The 20,507-nt window shown below is 43.8% G+C and carries 12 protein-coding genes and 1 pseudogene; 9 read left to right on the top strand and 4 right to left on the bottom strand.

Annotated elements, in window-relative coordinates; translation table 11 throughout:
- Nucleotides 1–31: 31 nt before the first annotated feature.
- Together ppc and HWQ41_RS19165 are read right to left on the bottom strand one after the other, a co-directional pair.
- Nucleotides 32–3,103, bottom strand: coding sequence for a phosphoenolpyruvate carboxylase (gene ppc, locus HWQ41_RS19170; RefSeq protein ID WP_292766111.1), 3,072 nt, complete (start codon nt 3,101–3,103; stop codon nt 32–34).
- An 84-nt stretch (nt 3,104–3,187) separates the two neighbouring features.
- The gene (locus HWQ41_RS19165; RefSeq protein ID WP_292766108.1) at nt 3,188–3,442 is read right to left on the bottom strand and encodes a hypothetical protein; all 255 of its coding nucleotides are present in this window, start codon (nt 3,440–3,442) and stop codon (nt 3,188–3,190) included.
- A 465-nt stretch (nt 3,443–3,907) separates the two neighbouring features.
- On the opposite strand from HWQ41_RS19165, the gene HWQ41_RS19160 reads away from it, so the two are divergent.
- Together HWQ41_RS19160 and HWQ41_RS19155 are read left to right on the top strand one after the other, a co-directional pair.
- On the top strand, nt 3,908–6,907 hold the full coding sequence (locus HWQ41_RS19160; protein WP_292766105.1) for a DUF1574 family protein: 3,000 nt from the start codon (nt 3,908–3,910) through the stop codon (nt 6,905–6,907).
- Nucleotides 6,908–7,016: 109 nt separating this feature from the next.
- Nucleotides 7,017–8,516, top strand: coding sequence for an MBOAT family protein (locus HWQ41_RS19155; RefSeq protein WP_292766102.1), 1,500 nt, complete (start codon nt 7,017–7,019; stop codon nt 8,514–8,516).
- Nucleotides 8,517–8,608: 92 nt separating this feature from the next.
- On the opposite strand, the gene HWQ41_RS19150 is transcribed toward HWQ41_RS19155, so the two are convergent.
- A complete protein-coding gene (locus HWQ41_RS19150; protein ID WP_292766099.1) occupies nt 8,609–9,691 on the bottom strand; it encodes a HoxN/HupN/NixA family nickel/cobalt transporter in 1,083 nt (360 codons plus the stop codon).
- 603 nt (nt 9,692–10,294) lie between these two features.
- Here HWQ41_RS19150 and psbA point away from each other — a divergent pair.
- The 5 genes and pseudogenes from psbA (at nt 10,295) to HWQ41_RS19125 (ending at nt 16,543) form a co-directional block, all read left to right on the top strand.
- Nucleotides 10,295–11,377, top strand: a complete 1,083-nt coding sequence (psbA, locus tag HWQ41_RS19145) for a photosystem II q(b) protein (RefSeq protein ID WP_292766097.1) — start codon at nt 10,295–10,297, stop codon at nt 11,375–11,377.
- A 145-nt stretch (nt 11,378–11,522) separates the two neighbouring features.
- Nucleotides 11,523–12,252 (top strand): annotated as a pseudogene (locus tag HWQ41_RS19140) (Uma2 family endonuclease).
- A 190-nt stretch (nt 12,253–12,442) separates the two neighbouring features.
- Nucleotides 12,443–13,030, top strand: a complete 588-nt coding sequence (locus tag HWQ41_RS19135) for a COP23 domain-containing protein (protein WP_292766095.1) — start codon at nt 12,443–12,445, stop codon at nt 13,028–13,030.
- A 22-nt stretch (nt 13,031–13,052) separates the two neighbouring features.
- Nucleotides 13,053–13,880, top strand: coding sequence for a serine protease (locus HWQ41_RS19130; protein ID WP_292766094.1), 828 nt, complete (start codon nt 13,053–13,055; stop codon nt 13,878–13,880).
- Complete coding sequence (locus tag HWQ41_RS19125) at nt 13,877–16,543, top strand: serine protease (RefSeq protein ID WP_292766092.1); 2,667 nt, start codon at nt 13,877–13,879, stop codon at nt 16,541–16,543. Before HWQ41_RS19130 ends, HWQ41_RS19125 begins: the two co-directional genes overlap by 4 nt.
- Before the next feature lie 74 nt (nt 16,544–16,617).
- Here HWQ41_RS19125 and HWQ41_RS19120 read toward each other — a convergent pair whose 3' ends face one another.
- A complete protein-coding gene (locus HWQ41_RS19120) occupies nt 16,618–18,039 on the bottom strand; it encodes a serine/threonine-protein kinase (RefSeq protein WP_292766090.1) in 1,422 nt (473 codons plus the stop codon).
- A gap of 321 nt (nt 18,040–18,360) precedes the next feature.
- Between HWQ41_RS19120 and HWQ41_RS19115 the strand changes: the two genes are divergently transcribed.
- Nucleotides 18,361–19,752 carry a malic enzyme-like NAD(P)-binding protein gene (locus HWQ41_RS19115; RefSeq protein WP_292766088.1) on the top strand — a complete coding sequence of 464 codons (1,392 nt, stop codon included), beginning with the start codon at nt 18,361–18,363 and terminating at the stop codon, nt 19,750–19,752.
- A gap of 204 nt (nt 19,753–19,956) precedes the next feature.
- A complete protein-coding gene (locus HWQ41_RS19110) occupies nt 19,957–20,430 on the top strand; it encodes a hypothetical protein (protein WP_292766085.1) in 474 nt (157 codons plus the stop codon).
- Nucleotides 20,431–20,507 lie beyond the last annotated feature (77 nt).

Genomic DNA, 20,507 nt, shown 5'->3' with positions numbered 1-20,507 from the left:
CCATGCCCCATGCCCCATGCCCCATTCCCAATCAACCAGTATTTCTCATCCCAGCAGCAATACCATTAATAGTTAACAATGCTCCTCGCAGTAACTCGCCTTTGCTGTAACGAGAGTGGATGACTCCAGAAGTAGCAGTAGTATTTTGGGACTGTCGTAGGCGCTTGAGTAGTGAAACTTGGATAAATCCCAAGGGTACAATTGTGCCATTGCGTAATTGGACAGATCGTTGCAATACAGGATCACCATCTAACAGTCGATTGTGATCGGTGATTTTTAACACCAAATCCCTTGTAAGATAGAACTCGCTGGCAATTTGATCAAAAACCTTGGCAAAACGAAGTTGATCTTCTGGTTTTGACAATTCCTGGACGTAGTGGTGTGCCATTTGCATGTCTACTTTTGCCAAGGTCATCTCGGCCTTAGAAATCACCATCTTGAAAAAGGGCCACTTAACATAAAAGTAGCGGAGTAATTTTAAATGTTCTTCTGGTTCTTCGTTCAAGAATTCTTGTACAGCTGTGCCAACGCCATACCAGGAAGGAAGCAAAATGCGGGTTTGTGTCCAGCTAAATACCCAAGGAATAGCTCGCAGACTGCTTAAATCTTTCTTGCCAGATGGACGGCGGGCTGGACGGGAACTGATTTGCAGCTGGCTAATTTCTTCAATGGGAGTTACTTCGTGAAAGAAGTCAACAAAATCAGGCTGTTCATAGATTAGGGCACGATAATGTTGACGCGATCGCGCTGCTAATTCTTCCATAATCTCATTCCAGGGTTCAATATCATCAAACCCTGTTCGCAGCAAACTAGCTTGAATCACAGCAGTGGTGATGGTTTCCATGTGATACAATGCCAAGTCCAACAAGGAATATTTGGAAGCCAAAACTTCTCCCTGTTCGGTAATCTTGATTCGCCCATTGATACTATGACCCGGTTGAGCCAAAATCGCCTCGTAAGCAGGTCCCCCACCCCGCCCCACAGAACCGCCGCGTCCGTGGAAAATCCGCAAATTTAGATCATAATTTTCTGCTATTTGTTGCAGTGATTTTTGGGCTTTATGAATTTCCCAGTTGCTGCTTAAAAAACCAGAGTCTTTGTTGCTGTCAGAATACCCCAGCATTACTTCTTGCAAGTTGGGGGTGAGAGGCGAGGAAGAGGAAACAGGGGAAGATGAATTTTCATTGATATCCTCTGCTTTTGTCTGTTCGTAGCCTCCGGCTAACAAAGCGCGATATAACGGGAGTTCAAACAGTTTCCGCATGACGCTTCTGGAGCGTTGTAAGTCTTCTACTGTCTCAAATAGGGGGACTACTTGAATAGTTCCGACAGCAATGGCGGGATCAAAAAGTCTGGCTTCTTTGGCTAACAGTAGTACTTCTAGCACGTCGCTCACGTCGCGGCACATGCTGATAATGTAAGTTTGGCAGATGTTGAGACCAAATTCTTGTTGCAGCGATCGCACGACACGAAAGGTTTCAATTACATCGTTGGTTTTTTCCGAAAATGGCAACTCTGCCGGAATTAATGGCCTCCGGGTTTGCAGTTCTCCGGTGAGCCAAGCGACTCTTTGCTCCTCAGACAGTTCGTTGTAAGGTTGAGATAATATTTGCAGGTATTCTAGTATCTCATTCAGCGCATCGGCGTGGCGGGATGATTCTTGACGGATATCTAATTGTGTCAAGTTAAAACCAAAAATTTCTACTTGACAGATGAGATTTTCTAATTCTCGACAGCTTAAACCTGTTTCTGTTAAGTTGCGCTGAATCATCCGCAGTTCTGCTAAAAAATCGTCTCCCGAAAGATACAGGGGGCTGTCTTGATTTTTTGGCGTTTCCCGATTATACAAAGCTAGATTGCGATCGCGAGTATTTTCCAGCCGTTTCAGCACATAAGCTAGTTTGAGCCGATAGGGTTCTTGTCGATAACGCAGCGCCAGTGCGTCATAAACTTCGCTCAACTGGGACTGATCCAACTCTAGAGATTCCAGTAAGTCTGGTAAAACATCACTCCAGTGCATCGACACACTCAACAATTCAATCAGATGTTTCACTGACTGAATATATCTCCCTAGCACCATTTTGCGCTGATAGCAAGCTGTCTGCCAGGTAATTTCTGGTGTGACTGATGGGTTCCCATCCCTGTCTGAGCCTACCCAGGAACCGAAAGAGCAAAAGTTTTTACTCGGTGGTTCTAGCCAAGGAAAGGTATTAGATAGGGTGTGTTTGAAACGTTTATAAAGTTGGGGAATGCCATCAAATAAAACTTCTTGGAAGTAGTGTAGGGCATAATCTACTTCATCTAGCACTGTGGGTTTGAACTGGTGAAGTTCATCTGTACGCCACCACAGGCGAATTTCTTCGAGCAATTGTTCGCGGACATCTGCTGCTTCCCAAGGATATCCCCCGCCTGTGGTACCAGAATGGTTTTCCAAGGCATCCAGTTTTTGCAAGAGTTGTACCACCTGTCGCTGCTTATCCCGGATGGTATGACGAACAATTTCCGTCGGGTGCGCGGTGAAAACTAAGCGCACATCCAGATGTGTTATTAGACGTTGAATTTGCTGGGGTGGTACATTTAGTTTGAATAAATACGGAAACAAGGCAGCGAAAGTACCTTTTGGTTTGACTTGTGCTTTTTCTAGATAACTCTTTCTGAGAAAGTCTGCTGCTATTCCCCTGCTAACAGGCGCGTCATCTTCTCTTTGATTGGACGAATAGTTGACATTGGATGATGTTTGCGGCTCTGTAGCCTCTGTTTCTGCCTCATAGCGACTCAATTGCTGCCGTTGTTCGTATTCCTGCTCTATGATGTTAATCAACTGAAAATACAGAGCGAAAGCACGAGCCGCGCGGATTGCTTCGTTGATATTTAGTTGTTCAATCAATTTGACGGCTGAAGATGCTTGGTCATTTGTTGCTTGTCCTTCTGGTGAACATAAATCGCGCAACTGCCCCAACAGGTCTACCATATTTTGACCGCATTCTTGCCGGAGAACTGACTCCCACAATTCTTCCACTACCTGGAGACGATGACGCAAAAATAATTCCGACACCGGGTATATATCCGCAGTTTGAGACGAAGAGTATAAAAGGGAACCCATATTCTCTATTCTTGTAAAGCTAATTACTGTTTACGGTTCTAGGCTTTGCACTTAATGCTCACCGGGTTGTTCCTGAGCAAATAATTATTTGGTGTATATATTCTCATCGGGATTAGTTTCGTGTTCATCTGGGAAGTCGAGGTTGGGTAGGCGATCGCCTCGAAATAATTCTTCACTGGCTTCCCCTATGGCTTCTAGTGCTCTTACTGTAGTTTTTCCTGTAACGAGCAGCAGTAATATAGACGCTGTACCTATTTGTAAAAGGAACGACTGGGGAATGGTAAATAAATCTAGATTGGATGTGGAGTTAGGTGAAGGCTGTTGTTTGGTAGGAGGCATTGCTAATTTTTGGTTATGGGAATATGAGTAAAAGGGAGTTAGGAGTGAGGAGTGAGGAGTTAGGAGTTAGGATGATTCCAACGATCAAGAGATGGAGTTGAAATGAGATAAGCTTGTTGTTTGTTTCGCCCATCAAGGGCATTAGCGCAGTGGGGCGCAAGTCCGGCTTTAAAGGACAAGTCATCAGCCAGTCATATAGAATTATTCTGACTCCTGGTTCCTAACTTGTAACTCCTAACTCCTAACTCCTAACTTCTGATTTTTGACTCCCTATTAGTAAAATAAACGCAAAACTCAACATTAGTCAGACTTGCAACCCGTACAAGACTATCTTGTACGATTTTGTGAGCTACGAAGGTAACAAAATTGTTAAAAAAAACTGTCAGAGTGTGATAGACCTATGGTTCTAGTTTACAAGTGCAGGCACTATCCCCCAACAATCGCTTCCTGTAAAATTAACTTCCGATGAAAACAGTATTACCAGATCGCCAGCAATCCTTACTGCAATGGGTAAGCCAAGCAACAGGGATCAACACTTTTGGGGTGAAAGTCCGGTTGCGGGGAAATGACCTTCATATTCTTTGTGAAGGTACAGAATGTCCGCAGCGTTGGCGTACTTTGTCTGACTTGCTGCAAGCACTACAGCAAACAGACGTGGATATCCTCACAAGCAACGAACAACCCTCAATATATCAAGTATTTGTCTATGGCCGAAGAAAAGGGGAACAGCACCCCAAATGGTGCCATCGGGTTTACTTGAATCAAATAGATAAGCATCTGGAGCAGGTGAAGCAAGGGCTGCTAGCAGACTCGGAAAAATCAAAGCAATCGGGTGGAGCGCTGATTGTCTCTAACGAAAGTTTGGCACGCCAAGGGAACCCAGAGGCGATCGCTCGATATCTCAGCGAAACTCTGAGTATGTTAGGTGTATCGGTACAGGCAAAGATTAAGCTATATAAGCCAAAGAACTCTCAGGCGGAAGAAAATCGCCTCTGGATATTTTGCCAGTCGAGCTATAGCCCTGATGCATCGTTGCTTGCTGAACCAATAGCACGAAAGTTGCGTGATCTCAAGCTTTCCGGCTACCAAGATGCAGTAATTGTTTCCCAGGTGAGCGGCGAAACTGCCCCTGATTGGCTGCTGCGGGTAGATTTAACGCCACCAGAGGTGATGCTTAAGGAGTGGGCGCGTTGGGGGGATGTCCAAGCGATCGCTCGATTATTAACTCAGGTATTGTCAGAGTTAAAAGTTGCGATTCAAGCTGATCTTAAGGAATCAACTTTACATATCTTTTGTACTCCAGCTTTTGATCCCTTAGGAATAGCCCCAATCCCAGACAAGGTAGTGTGCTTAGAGGCGATTTTACCCCAGTTAGAAGCGATCGCTCCTCAAGGCATTCTCGCCGCCACCGTATACGGACAAAAAGCAGGCGACAAGCAACCCACTTGGATTGATTGGCTAGCTTTACCCGCGACAAAGCATCCCGCCTTTGCCACATCGCCGCTAGATTTGGCCAATACTGGCGACGAACCAGCGATCGTATTTTTACTGGAGCGTTTACTCAATCCTGACTTGGATTGGCGGCTATTGACAGGTGGAATTCGCATACTCCTGCTGGTCAAAAATGATTTATTGCACATCATGTGTGATGCACCCGTTTGTCCAGGGCGTGAACAAGTAGCAAAGAAAATTACGCAGTTTATCCGCCAGTTAAAAATTCCTGGTATTATGGGGATACGTGTGTACGGTCGCCGTGCTGGGAATAAAGAACCTTTTTGGCACTATGGACTTGATCTTGAGCATCGCCAACGTTTAGTCCCAGAAGCAACCCCAGAATTTGCTGCTACTTCTGAATACGTTAACGATCTAGTAACCTCTGAAACTAACGAACCAATTTTGCGCCCCGACTTAACGACAGAAGAAGTTCAAAGTTTTGTGACCGAAGTAGCGCGAGGTTGGATAGCAACGGCGAGTGCAACAACGAAAAAATTCCTGTTGAACAGCCAGCTATTTACCGAAAGCCACCAGTCAGCCGAGGCAAACCCTGATATTCAAGGACTTAAGATTGCTCTGGTTTGGGGAACACTGGGATTATTACTCACCCTCCAAACTGATTGGGTACTGGGTCGAATTATTGCACGCACTACGCCCACCAATATCTCGCCTGCATCATCCTCTGGGCAAAAGGCATCTTTGACATCTGGGAAAAATCAGAGTGATCAAACGACATTGTTTACCAGCACTGCCAAGACAAAATACCCTCCAAATCAGAGTTCTGTATTTAATGCTTCGGAATTTACCCAAAGTGATAATACCCCGATCAAGAATTTGGCAGCCGCACCACTGAAGGAAAAAGCTACCTCTACCGCTATTCTTTTAGCAGCGCGATCGCAGATGCCAAGTTTCAATGTCAGGCAGTTAGACGAGCAACTAGCACTGTATAAACAGCGTTTAGCTAGAACTGGTAGTCCGCCAGATGTGTTGATTATTGGCTCCTCCCGCGCCCTCAGGGGAGTAGATCCAGCAGCACTTTCTAAAGGTTTAGCGACTCAGGGCTATCCAAATCTTGACGTGTTTAACTTTGGGATCAACGGTGCTACCGCACAAGTTGTAGACTTTCTGATTCGCCACGTACTGGAACCATCAGAACTGCCTAAAATAATTATCTGGGCAGATGGTGCCCGTGCTTTCAACGGTGGACGCGAGGATATTACCTTTAAATCGATCGCTGCATCAGCTGGTTATAAACAAGCATTCCAAAAAACACCAACAATTGCAAATAGTAATGATTTACCCGAAAATACGGTAAATTCGGGAGAAAAAAAGACAAACGAGGAAAAACCGGAGATTAGTACCTATGAAGCTGTCAATCAGTCGTTAAATCAGGCTCTAGCATCTGTTTCTGCTAGCTATCAAAACCGCGACCAAATTAAAAGTTTATTGCAAAAACAACTGCTCATATTTGGTCATAATCAGACAGTTGCATCACAAAAACAGCTAACAGACGGTACTTCAGATGAGAGTATTTCCCGGCAAGCAGTTGACTTTGATGGCTTTCTACCTTTGTCTATTCGCTTCAATCCCGCTAGATACTATCAAAAACATTCTAGAGTTCCCGGAAATTACGATAACGACTATAAATCTTTCCAAATAGAAGGACAGCAAGATGCTGCCTGTCAAGAAGTGCTTCAGTTTGCCCAGTCTCAGAAAATTTCCTTAGTATTTGTCAACATGCCTCTGACGGGAGATTATTTAGATCCAGTCCGTAAACAATATGAGCAAGAATTTCAGCAATATATGTTGCGTTTGGCTACTAATCACAACTTTATTTATCGTGATTTCAGCCAACAGTGGATAAAAGCAAATGACTACTTTTCTGACCCTAGCCACCTCAACCGCTTTGGCGCATACGAAGTCTCGAAAAAGCTAGCTAATGACCCGATGATTCCTTGGCCAGCGAAGTAGAAAACTGGGGAGTGGGGAGTGGGGAGACAAGGACAATGCCTAATGCCCAATGCCTAATGCCCAATGACTAATGCCCAATGACTAATGCCCAATGACTAATGACTAAAAAATGAACTTTATATCAATTTTCTATGGGCTGTTCTTGTTGAGTGTGTTAGGAATTTACTGGTCTTTAGCACAACAGAAATTGCGATTGTGGACGCTGCTAATTGCCAGTTTGGTTTTCTACGCATCTTTGCAGATCCAGTACATACCATTACTATTAGCATTGACGTTTATTAATTTCCGTGTGGGGCTGGAGATTGGAAAAAACACATCACCAGGAAAACATTCTCTTGACTGGCGAATTTCTAATGAAGAGTGGCAATTTGCCCAAGGTGATTGGAATCGTCGTCGTCTAAAACTTTTGTGGCTGGGTATAAGTCTAAATGTTTTACTGTTATTAGGTTTTAAGTATTTTACCCCTTTATTCAAGTTTGTTTTTAATGTGCAAACAAACTCACCAGATAGCTCTTTTAAATTGATTGCACCCTTGGGAATTTCATTTTTCACCTTTGAATGCATTGCCTATTTAATAGATGTCTATCGCGGTGCCCCTGCTACTGATCAGTTTCTCAAATTTGCCACGTACAAATTATTCTTCGCAAAACTGATTTCCGGCCCGATTACGCGCTACCACAACTTAGCAAATCAATTCAATACACTAGACTTACCCAGTAGCGATAAAGTAGCTGAGGCGTTGTGGTTGATTGCTAGAGGCGCAGTCAAAAAAGGTATTTTTGCAGACCACCTGGGTATTTTTGTAGATTTATGTTTTGGTAATTTGCAACGGGCGGGTAGTACCGATCTCTGGTTAGCTACATTCGCCTACGGCTTACAGTTATATCTAGATTTCAACGGTTACGTAGATATTGCCCGTGGTAGTGCTTTGCTTTTCGGCTTGGTTCTACCTGAGAATTTCGACTTTCCCTATTTCAGCACCAATATTGCACAATTTTGGCGGCGCTGGCACATGACTCTGGGAGATTGGCTACGTAATTATGTCTACTTTCCTTTGGGTGGTTCCCGTCGGGGTTTAGTCCGTACCTGCTGGAATTTATTTTTTATCATGTTAATCGCTGGTATTTGGCACGGTGCTGCTTTGGGTTATGTAGTTTGGGGCATATTCCACGGGTTAGCCTTGGTGGTTCATCGACTTACAAATGCGATGAGCGATCGCTTTGAAAATCTAGAACAATTCTGGCAAAATCCTTTGGGCATCTTTGTCGCTTGGTTATTGACTCAACTGATGGTTTTTACCTCTTGGATTTGGTTCCGCCTACCTAATCTCCAAGACTCTTCTTTGGTAATTCGGCATCTTTGGGGTTATCGTGCTGACCCACAGTTTGCTGAAAAGGTCTATGTGGAAGCCTTAAATATCAGCCAATACCAACTCACTTGGATACTTCTAGCTTTAGCTGCCCTTATGGCTGTAGTCTATGCCTTCAACCGAATGCTGAAGTTAGAGCTTAACTGGCCCCTTAAACTTGTCTTTGTCCCCCTATGTTTCTACGCTGTTTGGTTATTAGCTCCTGAAGGCAGTTTGCCTTACATCTACTTTGATTTTTAAAATTCCAAAACCCAGAAAAAATTAACTGATACTGGCTGTAATCCTTGTCCCCGCTTAAGATTGATCATCGCCTTTGATTTCTATCCATTCACTTAATCCCTCGTCTGCTTAGGGGTTGTAGTGGTAGTAACCTCCAACTCATCATACTTCTTGACTTTGTAGATGAAAGTCGAGAGTAACCAACTTAATACAAAGATGCCAATGATCAAGTAGCCAATTGTGCCGAAATTATCACTTAGGTTACTAATAAAATCCCAAAACCAACCTTTCAGTTCTAACTGATCGCCAATGATGCTCAGAGCTTCAATCCCTCCGATGATTACAGCAACTAGTACAGAAACAAAGGTGATGGTCATGTTGTAGTAGAGCTTGCGGATTGGTTTGACGTAAGCCCAGCCATAAGCACCAAGCATTAAGATGCCGTCAGTAGTATCAACTAGGGACATACCTGCTGTGAACAAAGCTGGGAACAATAAGATCGACCAAATCGGCAGACCTTTAGCTGCCTGACTTGCAGAGATCCCAAGCAGTCCTACCTCAGTCGCGGTGTCAAAGCCTAAACCGAAAAGAAACCCCAAAGGGTACATTTTCCAGCTACTATCTATCAGCCGAAACAAGGGACGGAAGAAGCGACCTAACAGCCCACGTTGATTCAAAAATTCATCTAAGGACTGATCATCGTAGGTTCCTCCCCGCTTTACGCTTTGGAAGGTTTTATAGACATCCCAGAGAACCACCATATTAATCGCTGCAATTGCCAGTAGGAAAAGTGCAGAAACACTAGTGCCAATTAACCCACCAACCTTTTGAAAACTAGGAAAGTCCTTTTGGATGGTCGAGGCTGTCAAAGCGATCGCCACAGAGGCTAAAACTACAATGGTGGAATGACCCAGTGAGAAAAAGAACCCAACAGAAACAGGTCGTTTGTTCTCCTGCATCAATTTACGGGTAACATTGTCAATCGCGGCGATGTGATCGGCATCTACAGCATGACGTAGACCAAAGCTATAAGCTAATACGGCAGTGCCAAGCAGAAGGGGGTAGCTGTGGAATGCAATGAGGGCAACTACCCAAACCAAAATATTCACGCTAATCAGGAATGCATAAATGTTGATAACTTTACGTCTAACGTTTCTGGAACTATCGTTGAAAACACGCGAAAAACCTGATAACATGCATTTCCTCTTTAAAGACAGATTTTTGTTTGGTAAAAACGCATAGGACTGTATTAGCAGCGAAAAGCAGAGCCTACCTATTTCGTTTAGACTCGTGAAGATTATTTAATTAACGTAACTTTTTAATAAAACCTATTGGAATAAAAACTGCAATCCTGTATGGGGGCATTTCAAGATTTCATTTTAGCTCGTTACAAATAAGCAAGACTTAAAATTTTTCCCACAGGTTGATTGTAAAGAAGTGTAAAGGTAAGTAACTACTATAGCACGGCGTAAATCTACCTACGATCTCAATTAACCAGACAATTGATTAAACTCCTTGTTAAAGGTAGGCACACTTTTGCCACAGTGTACTAGGCGATCGCGTCATTGATAGTTACATCTCGTTTGGTGTTAAAATGGCTTATAAAGCCTTAATTCATTACTTTTATTATTATTATTTCATAGTAGGAAAAGTTTACATTTCCATGAGCTTATTAAACAATTATGTTACAGAATATTAAGTCATAGATCCCGTCAAAATAAATTCTTGTAGACTGGATTTTAACAAGCTAAAAAAATCCGCTTGTTCCATATTTAACAACCCATAGCACTTATAAAACAATGACCACAACCTTACAACGGCGCTCTGGCGCTAACGTATGGGATCGCTTCTGCGAGTGGATCACCAGCACCGAAAACCGTATATATATCGGTTGGTTCGGCGTTTTGATGATTCCTACCCTGCTAGCTGCGACCACCTGCTTCGTAATTGCCTTCATCGCTGCTCCTCCTGTTGACATCGATGGTATCCGCGAACCAGTTGCAGGTTCTTTGATCTACGGAAACAACATCATCTCTGGTGCAGTTGTTCCTTCTTCAAACGCCATCGGCTTGCACTTCTACCCAATCTGGGAAGCTGCTTCCTTGGATGAGTGGTTGTACAATGGCGGCCCTTACCAGTTGGTAGTCTTCCACTTCTTGATTGGTTGCGCTGCCTACCTGGGTCGTCAGTGGGAACTTTCTTTCCGCTTAGGTATGCGTCCTTGGATCTGCGTAGCTTACAGCGCACCTTTGGCTTCTGCTTGTGCAGTATTCTTGATCTACCCCATCGGTCAAGGTTCTTTCTCCGATGGTATGCCTTTGGGTATCTCTGGAACCTTCAACTTTATGATTGTGTTCCAAGCAGAACACAACATCTTAATGCATCCCTTCCACATGTTAGGTGTGGCTGGTGTATTCGGCGGTTCATTGTTCTCTGCAATGCACGGTTCTCTAGTAACTTCTTCCTTGGTGCGTGAAACCACCGAAACGGAATCACTAAACTACGGTTACAAGTTCGGTCAAGAAGAAGAAACCTACAACATCGTTGCAGCTCACGGCTACTTTGGTCGTTTGATTTTCCAATACGCATCATTTCAAAACAGCCGTCAATTGCACTTCTTGCTCGCAGCATGGCCTGTCGTTGGTATCTGGTTTACCGCTTTGGGTATCAGCACAATGGCGTTCAACCTGAACGGTTTCAACTTCAACCAATCAATTATTGACTCGCAAGGTCGCGTCATCAGCACTTGGGCAGACGTAATCAACCGCGCTAACTTGGGTATGGAAGTAATGCACGAGCGTAACGCTCACAACTTCCCACTCGATTTGGCTGCTGGTGAAGTTACACCTGTAGCAATGACTGCTCCTGCTATCAACGGTTAATACTGAAGTATTAGCTAAATAAAAAGCGCCCTCCAGAAATGGGGGGCGCTTTTTTGTTGTAATTAAAAACGAACCGTTTAATAAATCTTGTAGTAGGCACTATGTTAGATTCAAGCTACAACTCCCGCGGATGAGGAATCAGGTAATGGCGGCTTCTGTGGAACATGGCTTAAATAATAGCGCTTTTATCCCTGCTTTAGAAAGTGGCGATCGCTTAACCCGTCACGAATTCGAGCGTCGTTATACAGCAATGCCCCATAAAAAAGCAGAATTAATTGAAGGAGTCGTCTACGTGGCATCACCTCTGCGTTTTAGAAGTCATGGCCAACCTCATGGACAGTTAATTACCTGGTTGGGAGTTTATCAAGTTTTCACTCCAGGCGTAGCGCTAGGTGACAATGCTACTGTGCGTTTAGATTTAGACAATGAACCACAGCCTGATGTTTTGCTGTTGATAGATAAACCAGCCAGGGGACAGGCACAAATAAGTGAAGATGATTATGTAGAAGGCGCACCAGAATTAGTAGCAGAAGTAGCAGCCAGTAGTGCATCTATTGATTTGTACGACAAAAAAGGCGCCTATCGTCGCAACGGAGTGCAGGAATATATCGTCTGGCAGACTTTAGAGAATAAACTCGACTGGTTCTGTTTGCAAAATGGTGAATATTTGCCGCTTGTCGCAGATGCAGATGGTGTAATTAAATAGTAGGGTATTTCCAGGTTTGTGGTTAGCTGTAACCTCACTCCTTACAGGAGACATGACAACAGTTTTAGCAGTGCTGCAACAAGGGTTAAATTCAAAAGAACACACGGAGCTTGTTGAGTGCTACCATCTGTTTCATTATTGCCTTTATTGCTGCACCCCCAAGTCTTAGCAAAATCAAAACCGCTCTCTGGAAACAGGGGCGTTTTTTAATATGTCTAAACAGGTACTCAAGAATTACTGATCTTATATCTTATATTTACTTAAATTTATGCTCTTTTGGCACGAGATATCCTCTATACTCAAAAATATTTTTAATTACGGCACATATCTTAAAGACTTCAGGAAGCGTAAAGATTACTATGAAACTAGGTTTCTTTGCTCACATACTGAGTACCATTGCGATCGCACTTGGCTCTACTGCCACCCTAATTCAACCTGGCTATACGCAGAGTAGTAAGTTTTACTGTGGGATGAGTGGAGGTGTTCCAGCGACACTAGTTCGGACTTCCAGAGGAAACATACCAGTAATTCGCTGGGTTGACAATACTTTTCCTCCACCTTGGACTCCTCAGCAGCGCTGTGAAGAAATATCTGCAAGATTCCAAGATTTCTACGACCACGAGAAACTAAATTTCCTTAGAGCGGGAAAATTCAATAAGCAACCTGTATTGTGTGTTGCCAGTTACAAGGGTGGTTCTTGTCTGCCTGACGGAGTGCTAGTCACATTGAAAGGTGATGCTGATCCGCGGCTGACTCTGCAAAGGTTATTGGATCGCCAAGGTTTAGGTGGTGGCAGACCAATTGACCTTAGTGGTGGCGATAGTAAAGAATTGTTCTCCTACAAGGAAGATGCAGCCTACCTGGATGTACGCAAGTTCATCTCTCAAGTAGAAAATTCGGGGACAGGCCAATCCTGTCCAGCAGGAAAACCAGCTTGGGAATGTTGAGTAAATCGCAATCTGAACGAATATGGATTGGCGCTTAATGATGCTGATTGCCTGTATTGGCAGTTTATCTATTTCACTGCTAGGCTCAAAACCAAATGTTAGGGTTTTAAATGCACAAAATTTAACCCAACACTCCGCCAAGCAAGTGCAACAGCTAGCTGAGTCGATCGCGGTCAAAGTACTATCAAAAGACTTTTTGGGTTCGGGGATTCTGATTCACAGAAAAGGGTCAGTTTATCAGGTGCTAACCAATGCCCACGTACTCAGGTCGGGTAATCCACCTTATCAGATTCAAACCCCTGATGGGCTAATCTATGCGGCTGATTTGTCCAAGACGAGCGATCGCTCTGTTCTTTCCTATTTCAATGGTAACGATTTAGCTGTATTACAGTTTCGCAGTCCCAAGATTAGCTATACAGTTGCATCTCTCGGTCATGCATCAACTTTGAGTGTCGGAAATGAAGTTTTTGCTGCTGGGTTTCCCTTTGACAGTCAAGGTATCCAAGATACGGGGTTTGTTTTCCGCAAAGGTAAAGTTTCTCTAGTGCTAGACAAAGCCTTGGAGGGCGGCTATCGGATTGGATATACCAATGATATTGTCAAAGGCATGAGTGGAGGGCCACTGCTGAATCGTGCCGGTCAGGTCGTGGCTATCAACGGCAAACACGCTGAACCTCTTTGGGGTGAGCCATACGTATATCAAGATGGAACACAGCTCGAACCACCCCTGCTCAAACAGATGAGCAAGTATAGCTGGGGTATTCCGATTGAAGAGTTTATGCAGATGGAATCACCATCATTTAACAATAATTATTTTGATACAAATATTCAGACAGAGGTGAGGCGATGAATTTTGCTCGTAGTCTTCCGGCAATACTTGTCGGTGCAGCTGTAGTGTTGGTAAAACCTCAAATTGCCTTATCCTTAACTCCGGTAGAGGTCAACAACATTGCTCAAACAGTTACTGTTCGCATTGATGGAGATGGTATTGGTTCTGGAGTAATTTTTGAATGCAAAGGTGAAACTTACTTCGTCCTCACCAATCGACATGTAGTGTCCAGAGACGGAAGATATGAGATTCATACCCAAGATGGCGGTAGTTATCCCGTTTACTACAGCAAAGAAGTGCCGGGATTAGATTTAGCGGTGTTGCAATTCAACAGTAAGAAAAATTACCCGATCGCTAGTTTAGGCAACTCTGACCAAATTAGCGAAGGCATGACAGTTTATGTGGTGGGTTGGGCTGACCGTTTACCAGGCATTGATGAACGCAGCTATCAATTTACTGATGGCAGCATTCGCAGTCGCCTGAAAAAACCAGATGAAGGCTATGCCTTAGTCTATAATAATGAGGCGATTCCTGGGATGAGTGGCGGCCCGATCTTAGACGAGAATGGACGTTTAGTAGGGATTAATGGGCGAGCTACACCACCAGAAGAGAATACAGGAACTGTTTTAAGGTTGGGAATTCCGATTAACACTTTTTTGGCAGCCAGAAATAATGTACAACCAGTAATTGGGAGTTCCCCAACTACCAGACCAAAGCCAGGTGTTAAACCCACCAATATAGCTACAGCTGGACAATCAAATACTAGAGAAAAACCAACGCCTACACGACCACGAAATGCTGAAGATTTGATCAGTTTGGGAGGAGCTAAAGCCGATAAAGGAGATTATAAAGGAGCGATCGCTAATTACAACCAAGCCCTACAAATTAATCCCAACAATCCTGATGCTTACTTCCGACTGGGTGCAGCCTACAATGAACTCAAGGATTACCCAGCAGCTCTGAAAAATTTTGAACAGGTAATTCGCTTCAGTCCCAAAAATGCAATTGCATATGCCTACCGAGGTTATCTCCGCGCTCAGCTAAAAGACTACCAGGGTGGGCTTGCCGATGGCGACAAAGCCATTAGCCTCAATGACGATCCCAAATCTCGTACTTCTGCCCTTGGCTACATTGTCCGGGGTGCTGCCTACTTTGGTTTAGAAGACTATAAACAAGCGCTTGCCGATTTCAACCAAGTAATAAAGCTACTTCCTAACCAACCCGAAGCTTACGGTCTACGGGGTGTGTTATATGTGGCGCTGAAAGACTATAAACTAGCGATCGCTGATTATAATCAGGCACTGACTTTTTTTGAGTTTGTCGGCATTGGGATTCGCTTCAATAACGAACAAAATCAGGGGCTAATAATTCAAGAGGTTAAGGACGACTCTCCGGCCTCGAAAGGGGGGGTGAAAGTTGGCGATCGGATTGTGGCAATTGATGGCAAACCCACTCTGAAAATGAAACTCGAAGATGCCAGTAAGCTGATTCGCGGTGAGGAGGGTACTACAATCACCTTGCAAATTAAACGCCAAGGTAGAAGTGACTTTGACCTCAAGCTCAACCGGATATTGATTAGCAATCCCAAAGCTGCGGAAATCTATCAAAACCGCGCTATTGCCCGCACTGGGTTGGAAGACAAACAAGGAGCGATCGCGGATTTGCAAAAAGCCGCAGATTTGTACCAGAGGCAAGGAAAAAAAGCAGAGTCCCAGGTTGTACTGAACGCTCTCAGAAAACTACAAGATATTCCATCCGCTTCACAATCAACTACCCCATCAAACCAAGCAGATCCTCAGACAGTTATCGCTACAGCTAATCAGGCGATTGCACTAAATCCTAAAGATGCTAATGCCTACTTTAACCGAGCGCTTGCCCGCTATCTCCAGGGAGACAAAAAGAGAACGTTGGAGGATTTAAACCAAGTCACTAAACTTAAACCTGAATATTCCCTAGCTTGGTACAACCGAGGTTTTCTGTTAGGGGAGTTAGGACAGCAGGATGAGGCGATCACATCTTATAATCGCGCGATTCAAGTAAACAATGAATGGGGTAAAAAAAGCCTTGCTGATGCCTACTTAAACCGAGCGAATCTTTACTCTGATCGCGGAGACTATCGGCGAGCGATCGCCGATTATGACCAAGTACTTCGCCTGAATCCCAAAAATGCTGTAGCCTATGCCTTACAGGGTCTGAACTACCAGCGCCGGGGAGATAATCAAGCAGCAATCAAAGATTTTAACTCCGCAGTTCGCATCGATCCTAACAATGCCGTTGCTTACTTCGCACGGGGTCTTAGCTACCATCTCCAGGGAGACTATCAGGGGGCACTTGCTGCTTATGAAAAAGCAACTGTCCAGGATGCTAAATTATTAGCAGCTGTTAATAACCTGGGGTTAATCAAATATGAACTCCAAGATATTGAAGGAGCCATCCGTCAGTTTCAGGCTGCTATTGAAATTGACAGCAAATCCCCAGAACCTCAACTAGCCTTAGCAACAGCATTATATGTTAAAGGCGATCGCGAACGGTCTCTAGAATTGGCACAAGCCGCTCTGCGCTTAGACAAAAGGTTTGCTGATTTAGAGTTCCTCAAGAAGAATCTTTGGGGCGATCGCATATTAGCAGACGTGCAAAAACTCCTACAAAATCCCCAAATTCAAGCGTTACCATCTCGTCGCTAAAGAGTGCTGAGTTAAGCAGAAAGCAGAAGGCTGGAGTTTTATCTTCCTCTGCTCCCCTGCCCTTTCACTTATAATTAGTGAATTTCTAATGAATCAATCATTTGTTCAGCCGGTTTTAATAAATCATCATATTGACTTTCTTCCGCTGCATAAGTAATTATGTAGGCTTTATTGTTGCTTAAAGTCCAAACTGCTTTCCGTTTTACAGTATATTTATCTTCTTTACCCGAATAAACTACTTCATGTGCTGGGCGATTTGCTAGTTGAGTTAAACGCGATTTATCAATTTTAGCGTCTGCCAAAAATTGCGTTATTTCATTAACTCTTGATCTAGTATATTCATCCAATGAGATAGGTTGTTTTAAATCTTCAATTTCTACAGTCAAGTCGCTTTGATAAGGCTTGATTACATTTTTTTGAGGTGACGAAAATTTAGCTACATCTGTTGTAGTTGTGTTGTATTGTTCTATTTCTTTGACTGACCAAGTTTGAGGATATTTTATTTTAATCCCATAAGTCAGATTTTCGTAAATCAAGAAATTTGTTACACCTGATGGTTGTTGTGGGGTTGCACTAAATATTTGTTGTAATTTTGGAATCACTAGGACTGTCATAGAAAATAAGATAGCTAACACCGTCAAAGCTAGGGCGATTTTCTTAGTTTTTGTCCACTGTTTATTCTTTATAGTTAAGTTTGTCAGCGCTTGTAAAACTGGAAGTGCTGACTGGTAGCGTTGAGTGAAATGGGATCTCACCATCCGATCTAAAATGTCTGCTAGTTGAGGACTGACTTGAACTTGGTTACGCCAAATAAATTCTAAGGTTTTCGGGTCTTTTGGTAGTTTGAGAGGGGAAATACCAGTCAGTGCTTGAATTCCAATAATTCCCACAGCGTAAATATCGCTGCAAAGTTGTGGCTGTCCGTTATATTGTTCGCTAGGCATGTAACCAGGAGTACCAATGGCCACAGTTCTTCCCTGATTGTTAGCCATCAAGGTGCTGATTTCTTTTACTGCCCCAAAGTCAATCAAAAAAAGCTTGCCATCGGTAGCACGTCTGATTAAATTGGCAGGTTTGATATCGCGGTGAATAACGTTCTGTTGATGGACAAACTCTAATATTTTCAATATGTCCCGCAAGAAAGCAATTACTTTCTCTTGATTCCATTGTTGACCAGGTTTTAATTCTGTGCTTAGATCTTCACCCTGTACGTATTCTTGAACTAAATAAAATTCTTGATTTTCTTCAAAGTGAGCCAAAAGTCGCGGTATTTGCTCGTGAGTACCTAACCTGTAAAGGACATCCGCTTCCGTATCGAAGAACCGCATTGCTTGTTGCAAAGCTTGCGGATTGGTAAATTGAGGCTTGAGCTGCTTGACAACGCAATGAGGGTTGCGAGGTAAATCCATATCTTCAGCCAGAAAAGTCTCTCCAAACCCTCCCTGTCCCAATTTTCTGATGATTTTGTAGCGCCCTCGGAGCATTCTTCCTAGCATTAAATTCACCTAGGCTATTGTCATGTATCACTCATCGAATGACTGATACCGATTTTCTCACAGAATTTAACATAGAATCTAAAACTACAAGCTTTGGTCAGTTCAAGGGTGTGTGATCAGGAACGAGAATAGGTTCCAGGCTCTGGGGTTGGAGTTGTGAGAGATTATTTTGACAACTAACAACTAAAAATATCGTATATTTTTGAGTAGATTTACTAAAATATTACTTGTTTATATTAGTAAAATATTGATTCTAGATTTCCAGCGGATTTTTACCAATCAATTCAATATAAAATCTAAAACTTAAAATCCAAAATCAACATGGCAGACCTAACTCCTAATTCTAGTTTTAGTTTGACGCTGCGCTTGCAGATTCCCAATCGTATCGGGATGTTGGCGTCAGTAACCCAGGCGATCGCAACCACTGGTGGTAATCTTGGTCAAATTGATTTAATCGAGCAAACCCGCAAACAGTCCACCCGCGATCTGACTGTGGATGCTGCTAGTACCGAACACGCTGAAACCATTGTGCAGGCGGTGAAAGCACTGCCAGACATCAAGTTACTCAGTGTCTACGATCGCACCTTTAATTTGCATCGCGGGGGCAAAATCAGCATTGTCAGCAGAATTCCCCTGAAGAGTGTTTCCGATTTAGCAATGGCTTACACGCCCGGAGTCGGTCGAATTTGTACAGCGATCGCTCAAGACCCAGAGGAAGTTTACAAGTTAACCATCAAACAAAATACTGTTGCCATTGTTACCGATGGTAGTGCCGTTTTGGGATTGGGAAATCTCGGCCCAGCAGCCGCCCTACCAGTCATGGAAGGCAAAGCAATGCTATTCAAGGAATTTGCAGGGCTGGATGCTTTTCCCATTTGTCTGGCCACCCAAGATACAGAAGAGATCATCCAGACAGTTAAAAATATCGCTCCGGTGTTTGGGGGCGTGAATTTAGAGGATATCGCTGCACCTCGCTGCTTTGAAATTGAAAAGAGATTGCGCCAAGAGTTAGATATCCCCGTTTTTCACGATGACCAGCACGGTACAGCAATTGTCACCTTGGCCGCGTTGTTTAACGCGCTGAAACTGGTACAGAAGTCAATGGCCCAAATCAAGATCGTGATTAACGGTGCTGGGGCGGCAGGAGTGGCGATCGCTCGGTTACTAACCAAAGCCGGGGCAGAAAAAATCTGGATGTGCGACTCTAAAGGGATTATCTCTACCAGTCGCACCGATTTGACAGAAGAAAAACTCGAATTTGCCGTGAAAGCTCAGGGTACGTTAGCGGGTGCAATGCAAGGGGCAGATGTCTTTATTGGTGTCAGCGCACCGGGAGTTTTGACACCAGAAATGGTGCATTCGATGGCAAAAGATTCAATAGTATTTGCAATGGCAAATCCCATTCCAGAGATTCAGCCAGAATTAATCAGTAAAGATGTTGCTGTGATCGCTACTGGTCGCAGTGACTACCCGAATCAAATCAATAACGTTTTAGCTTTTCCTGGGGTATTCCGTGGTGCTTTAGATTGTCGGGCACAGGCAATTACCACCAGAATGTACCTGGAAGCCGCAAGTGCGATCGCCTCCTTAGTCAAGCCTTCAGACTTGAATCGGGAACATATTATTCCTTCGGTCTTTGATGAGCGCGTCGCCACTGCTGTTGCTGCTGCTGTGCAACGTGCAGCGCGTGAAGAAGGTATCGCTCGCAATTAATTAAAATCCCCATGCCCAAAAACTCCACCCACTCTTGGGGTGGAGTTTTTCATGTCTAGAACGAAATAGCCCTGCGCGAGTAGTTCTTGCAAAGTTATTCAAGATTTGTACTAATTACGATGACCAGCTTTGCTCTGCGAATGGAAATTTGAGTTGTATCTGTGGGCACTTTAGATTTAAGAAACTTAGTGGAGAGTTATTCTTATGTCTACGACCCGAATTAGTGCAACACTGACACAAACAGAGAGAGATGCTGTGTTGCAAGCGATCGCCACGATTAAAGAAAAGCTGCCATTTTTGGTTGATTTGAGTGCAGATGACCGCAAAGCTTTACCCAAGATGGGAGATAAGAGTCGGGCCTTTGTAAGCATTGCATTGGAGGTGGCGGCGCAGAATCCAGAGTTTTTGCCGCGATCGTTTGACATAGATGAGATGCGAAAGGATGTGCAATTATTTGAAGCGTTGTATCCGGTGTTGCTGTCGCTGACTCAGTTACAAGAGTTAGTGGATGATACAACTCTGGCGGTGGGTAGTGAAGCTTATGCAGCCGCGTTGCAGGTGTATAACTACGCCAAAGCCAGTGGACAGGGCGGGGGTTTAGATGCAGTGGTTGTGGAAATGGGGCGACGATTTGCCCGTAAAGCTGGAAAGGCCAAGTCTCAAAAGGCAGTGTTATAGAAAATAGCTCGGTAGTTGCACTTATAGCAACGGACAAGGCGATTAGGACGCTGTGCGAAGCACATCTTCCATAGCAT

This window comes from Nostoc sp. NOS(2021), from assembly GCF_017115025.1.
GTDB lineage: Bacteria > Cyanobacteriota > Cyanobacteriia > Cyanobacteriales > Nostocaceae > Nostoc.
Note: the sequence above shows the minus strand (reverse complement) of the source record. Positions and strands in the feature narration are given on the sequence as shown.

Coding starts and splice junctions, on each gene's coding strand:
- HWQ41_RS19120 (WP_292766090.1), bottom strand. CDS start 18,039: ATGCTAGGAAGAATGCTCCGAGGGCGCTACAAAATCATCAGAAAATTG.
- HWQ41_RS19160 (WP_292766105.1), top strand. CDS start 3,908: ATGAAAACAGTATTACCAGATCGCCAGCAATCCTTACTGCAATGGGTA.
- HWQ41_RS19135 (WP_292766095.1), top strand. CDS start 12,443: ATGAAACTAGGTTTCTTTGCTCACATACTGAGTACCATTGCGATCGCA.
- HWQ41_RS19155 (WP_292766102.1), top strand. CDS start 7,017: ATGAACTTTATATCAATTTTCTATGGGCTGTTCTTGTTGAGTGTGTTA.
- psbA (WP_292766097.1), top strand. CDS start 10,295: ATGACCACAACCTTACAACGGCGCTCTGGCGCTAACGTATGGGATCGC.
- HWQ41_RS19165 (WP_292766108.1), bottom strand. CDS start 3,442: ATGCCTCCTACCAAACAACAGCCTTCACCTAACTCCACATCCAATCTA.
- HWQ41_RS19125 (WP_292766092.1), top strand. CDS start 13,877: ATGAATTTTGCTCGTAGTCTTCCGGCAATACTTGTCGGTGCAGCTGTA.
- HWQ41_RS19130 (WP_292766094.1), top strand. CDS start 13,053: ATGGATTGGCGCTTAATGATGCTGATTGCCTGTATTGGCAGTTTATCT.
- HWQ41_RS19110 (WP_292766085.1), top strand. CDS start 19,957: ATGTCTACGACCCGAATTAGTGCAACACTGACACAAACAGAGAGAGAT.
- HWQ41_RS19115 (WP_292766088.1), top strand. CDS start 18,361: ATGGCAGACCTAACTCCTAATTCTAGTTTTAGTTTGACGCTGCGCTTG.
- HWQ41_RS19150 (WP_292766099.1), bottom strand. CDS start 9,691: ATGTTATCAGGTTTTTCGCGTGTTTTCAACGATAGTTCCAGAAACGTT.
- ppc (WP_292766111.1), bottom strand. CDS start 3,103: ATGGGTTCCCTTTTATACTCTTCGTCTCAAACTGCGGATATATACCCG.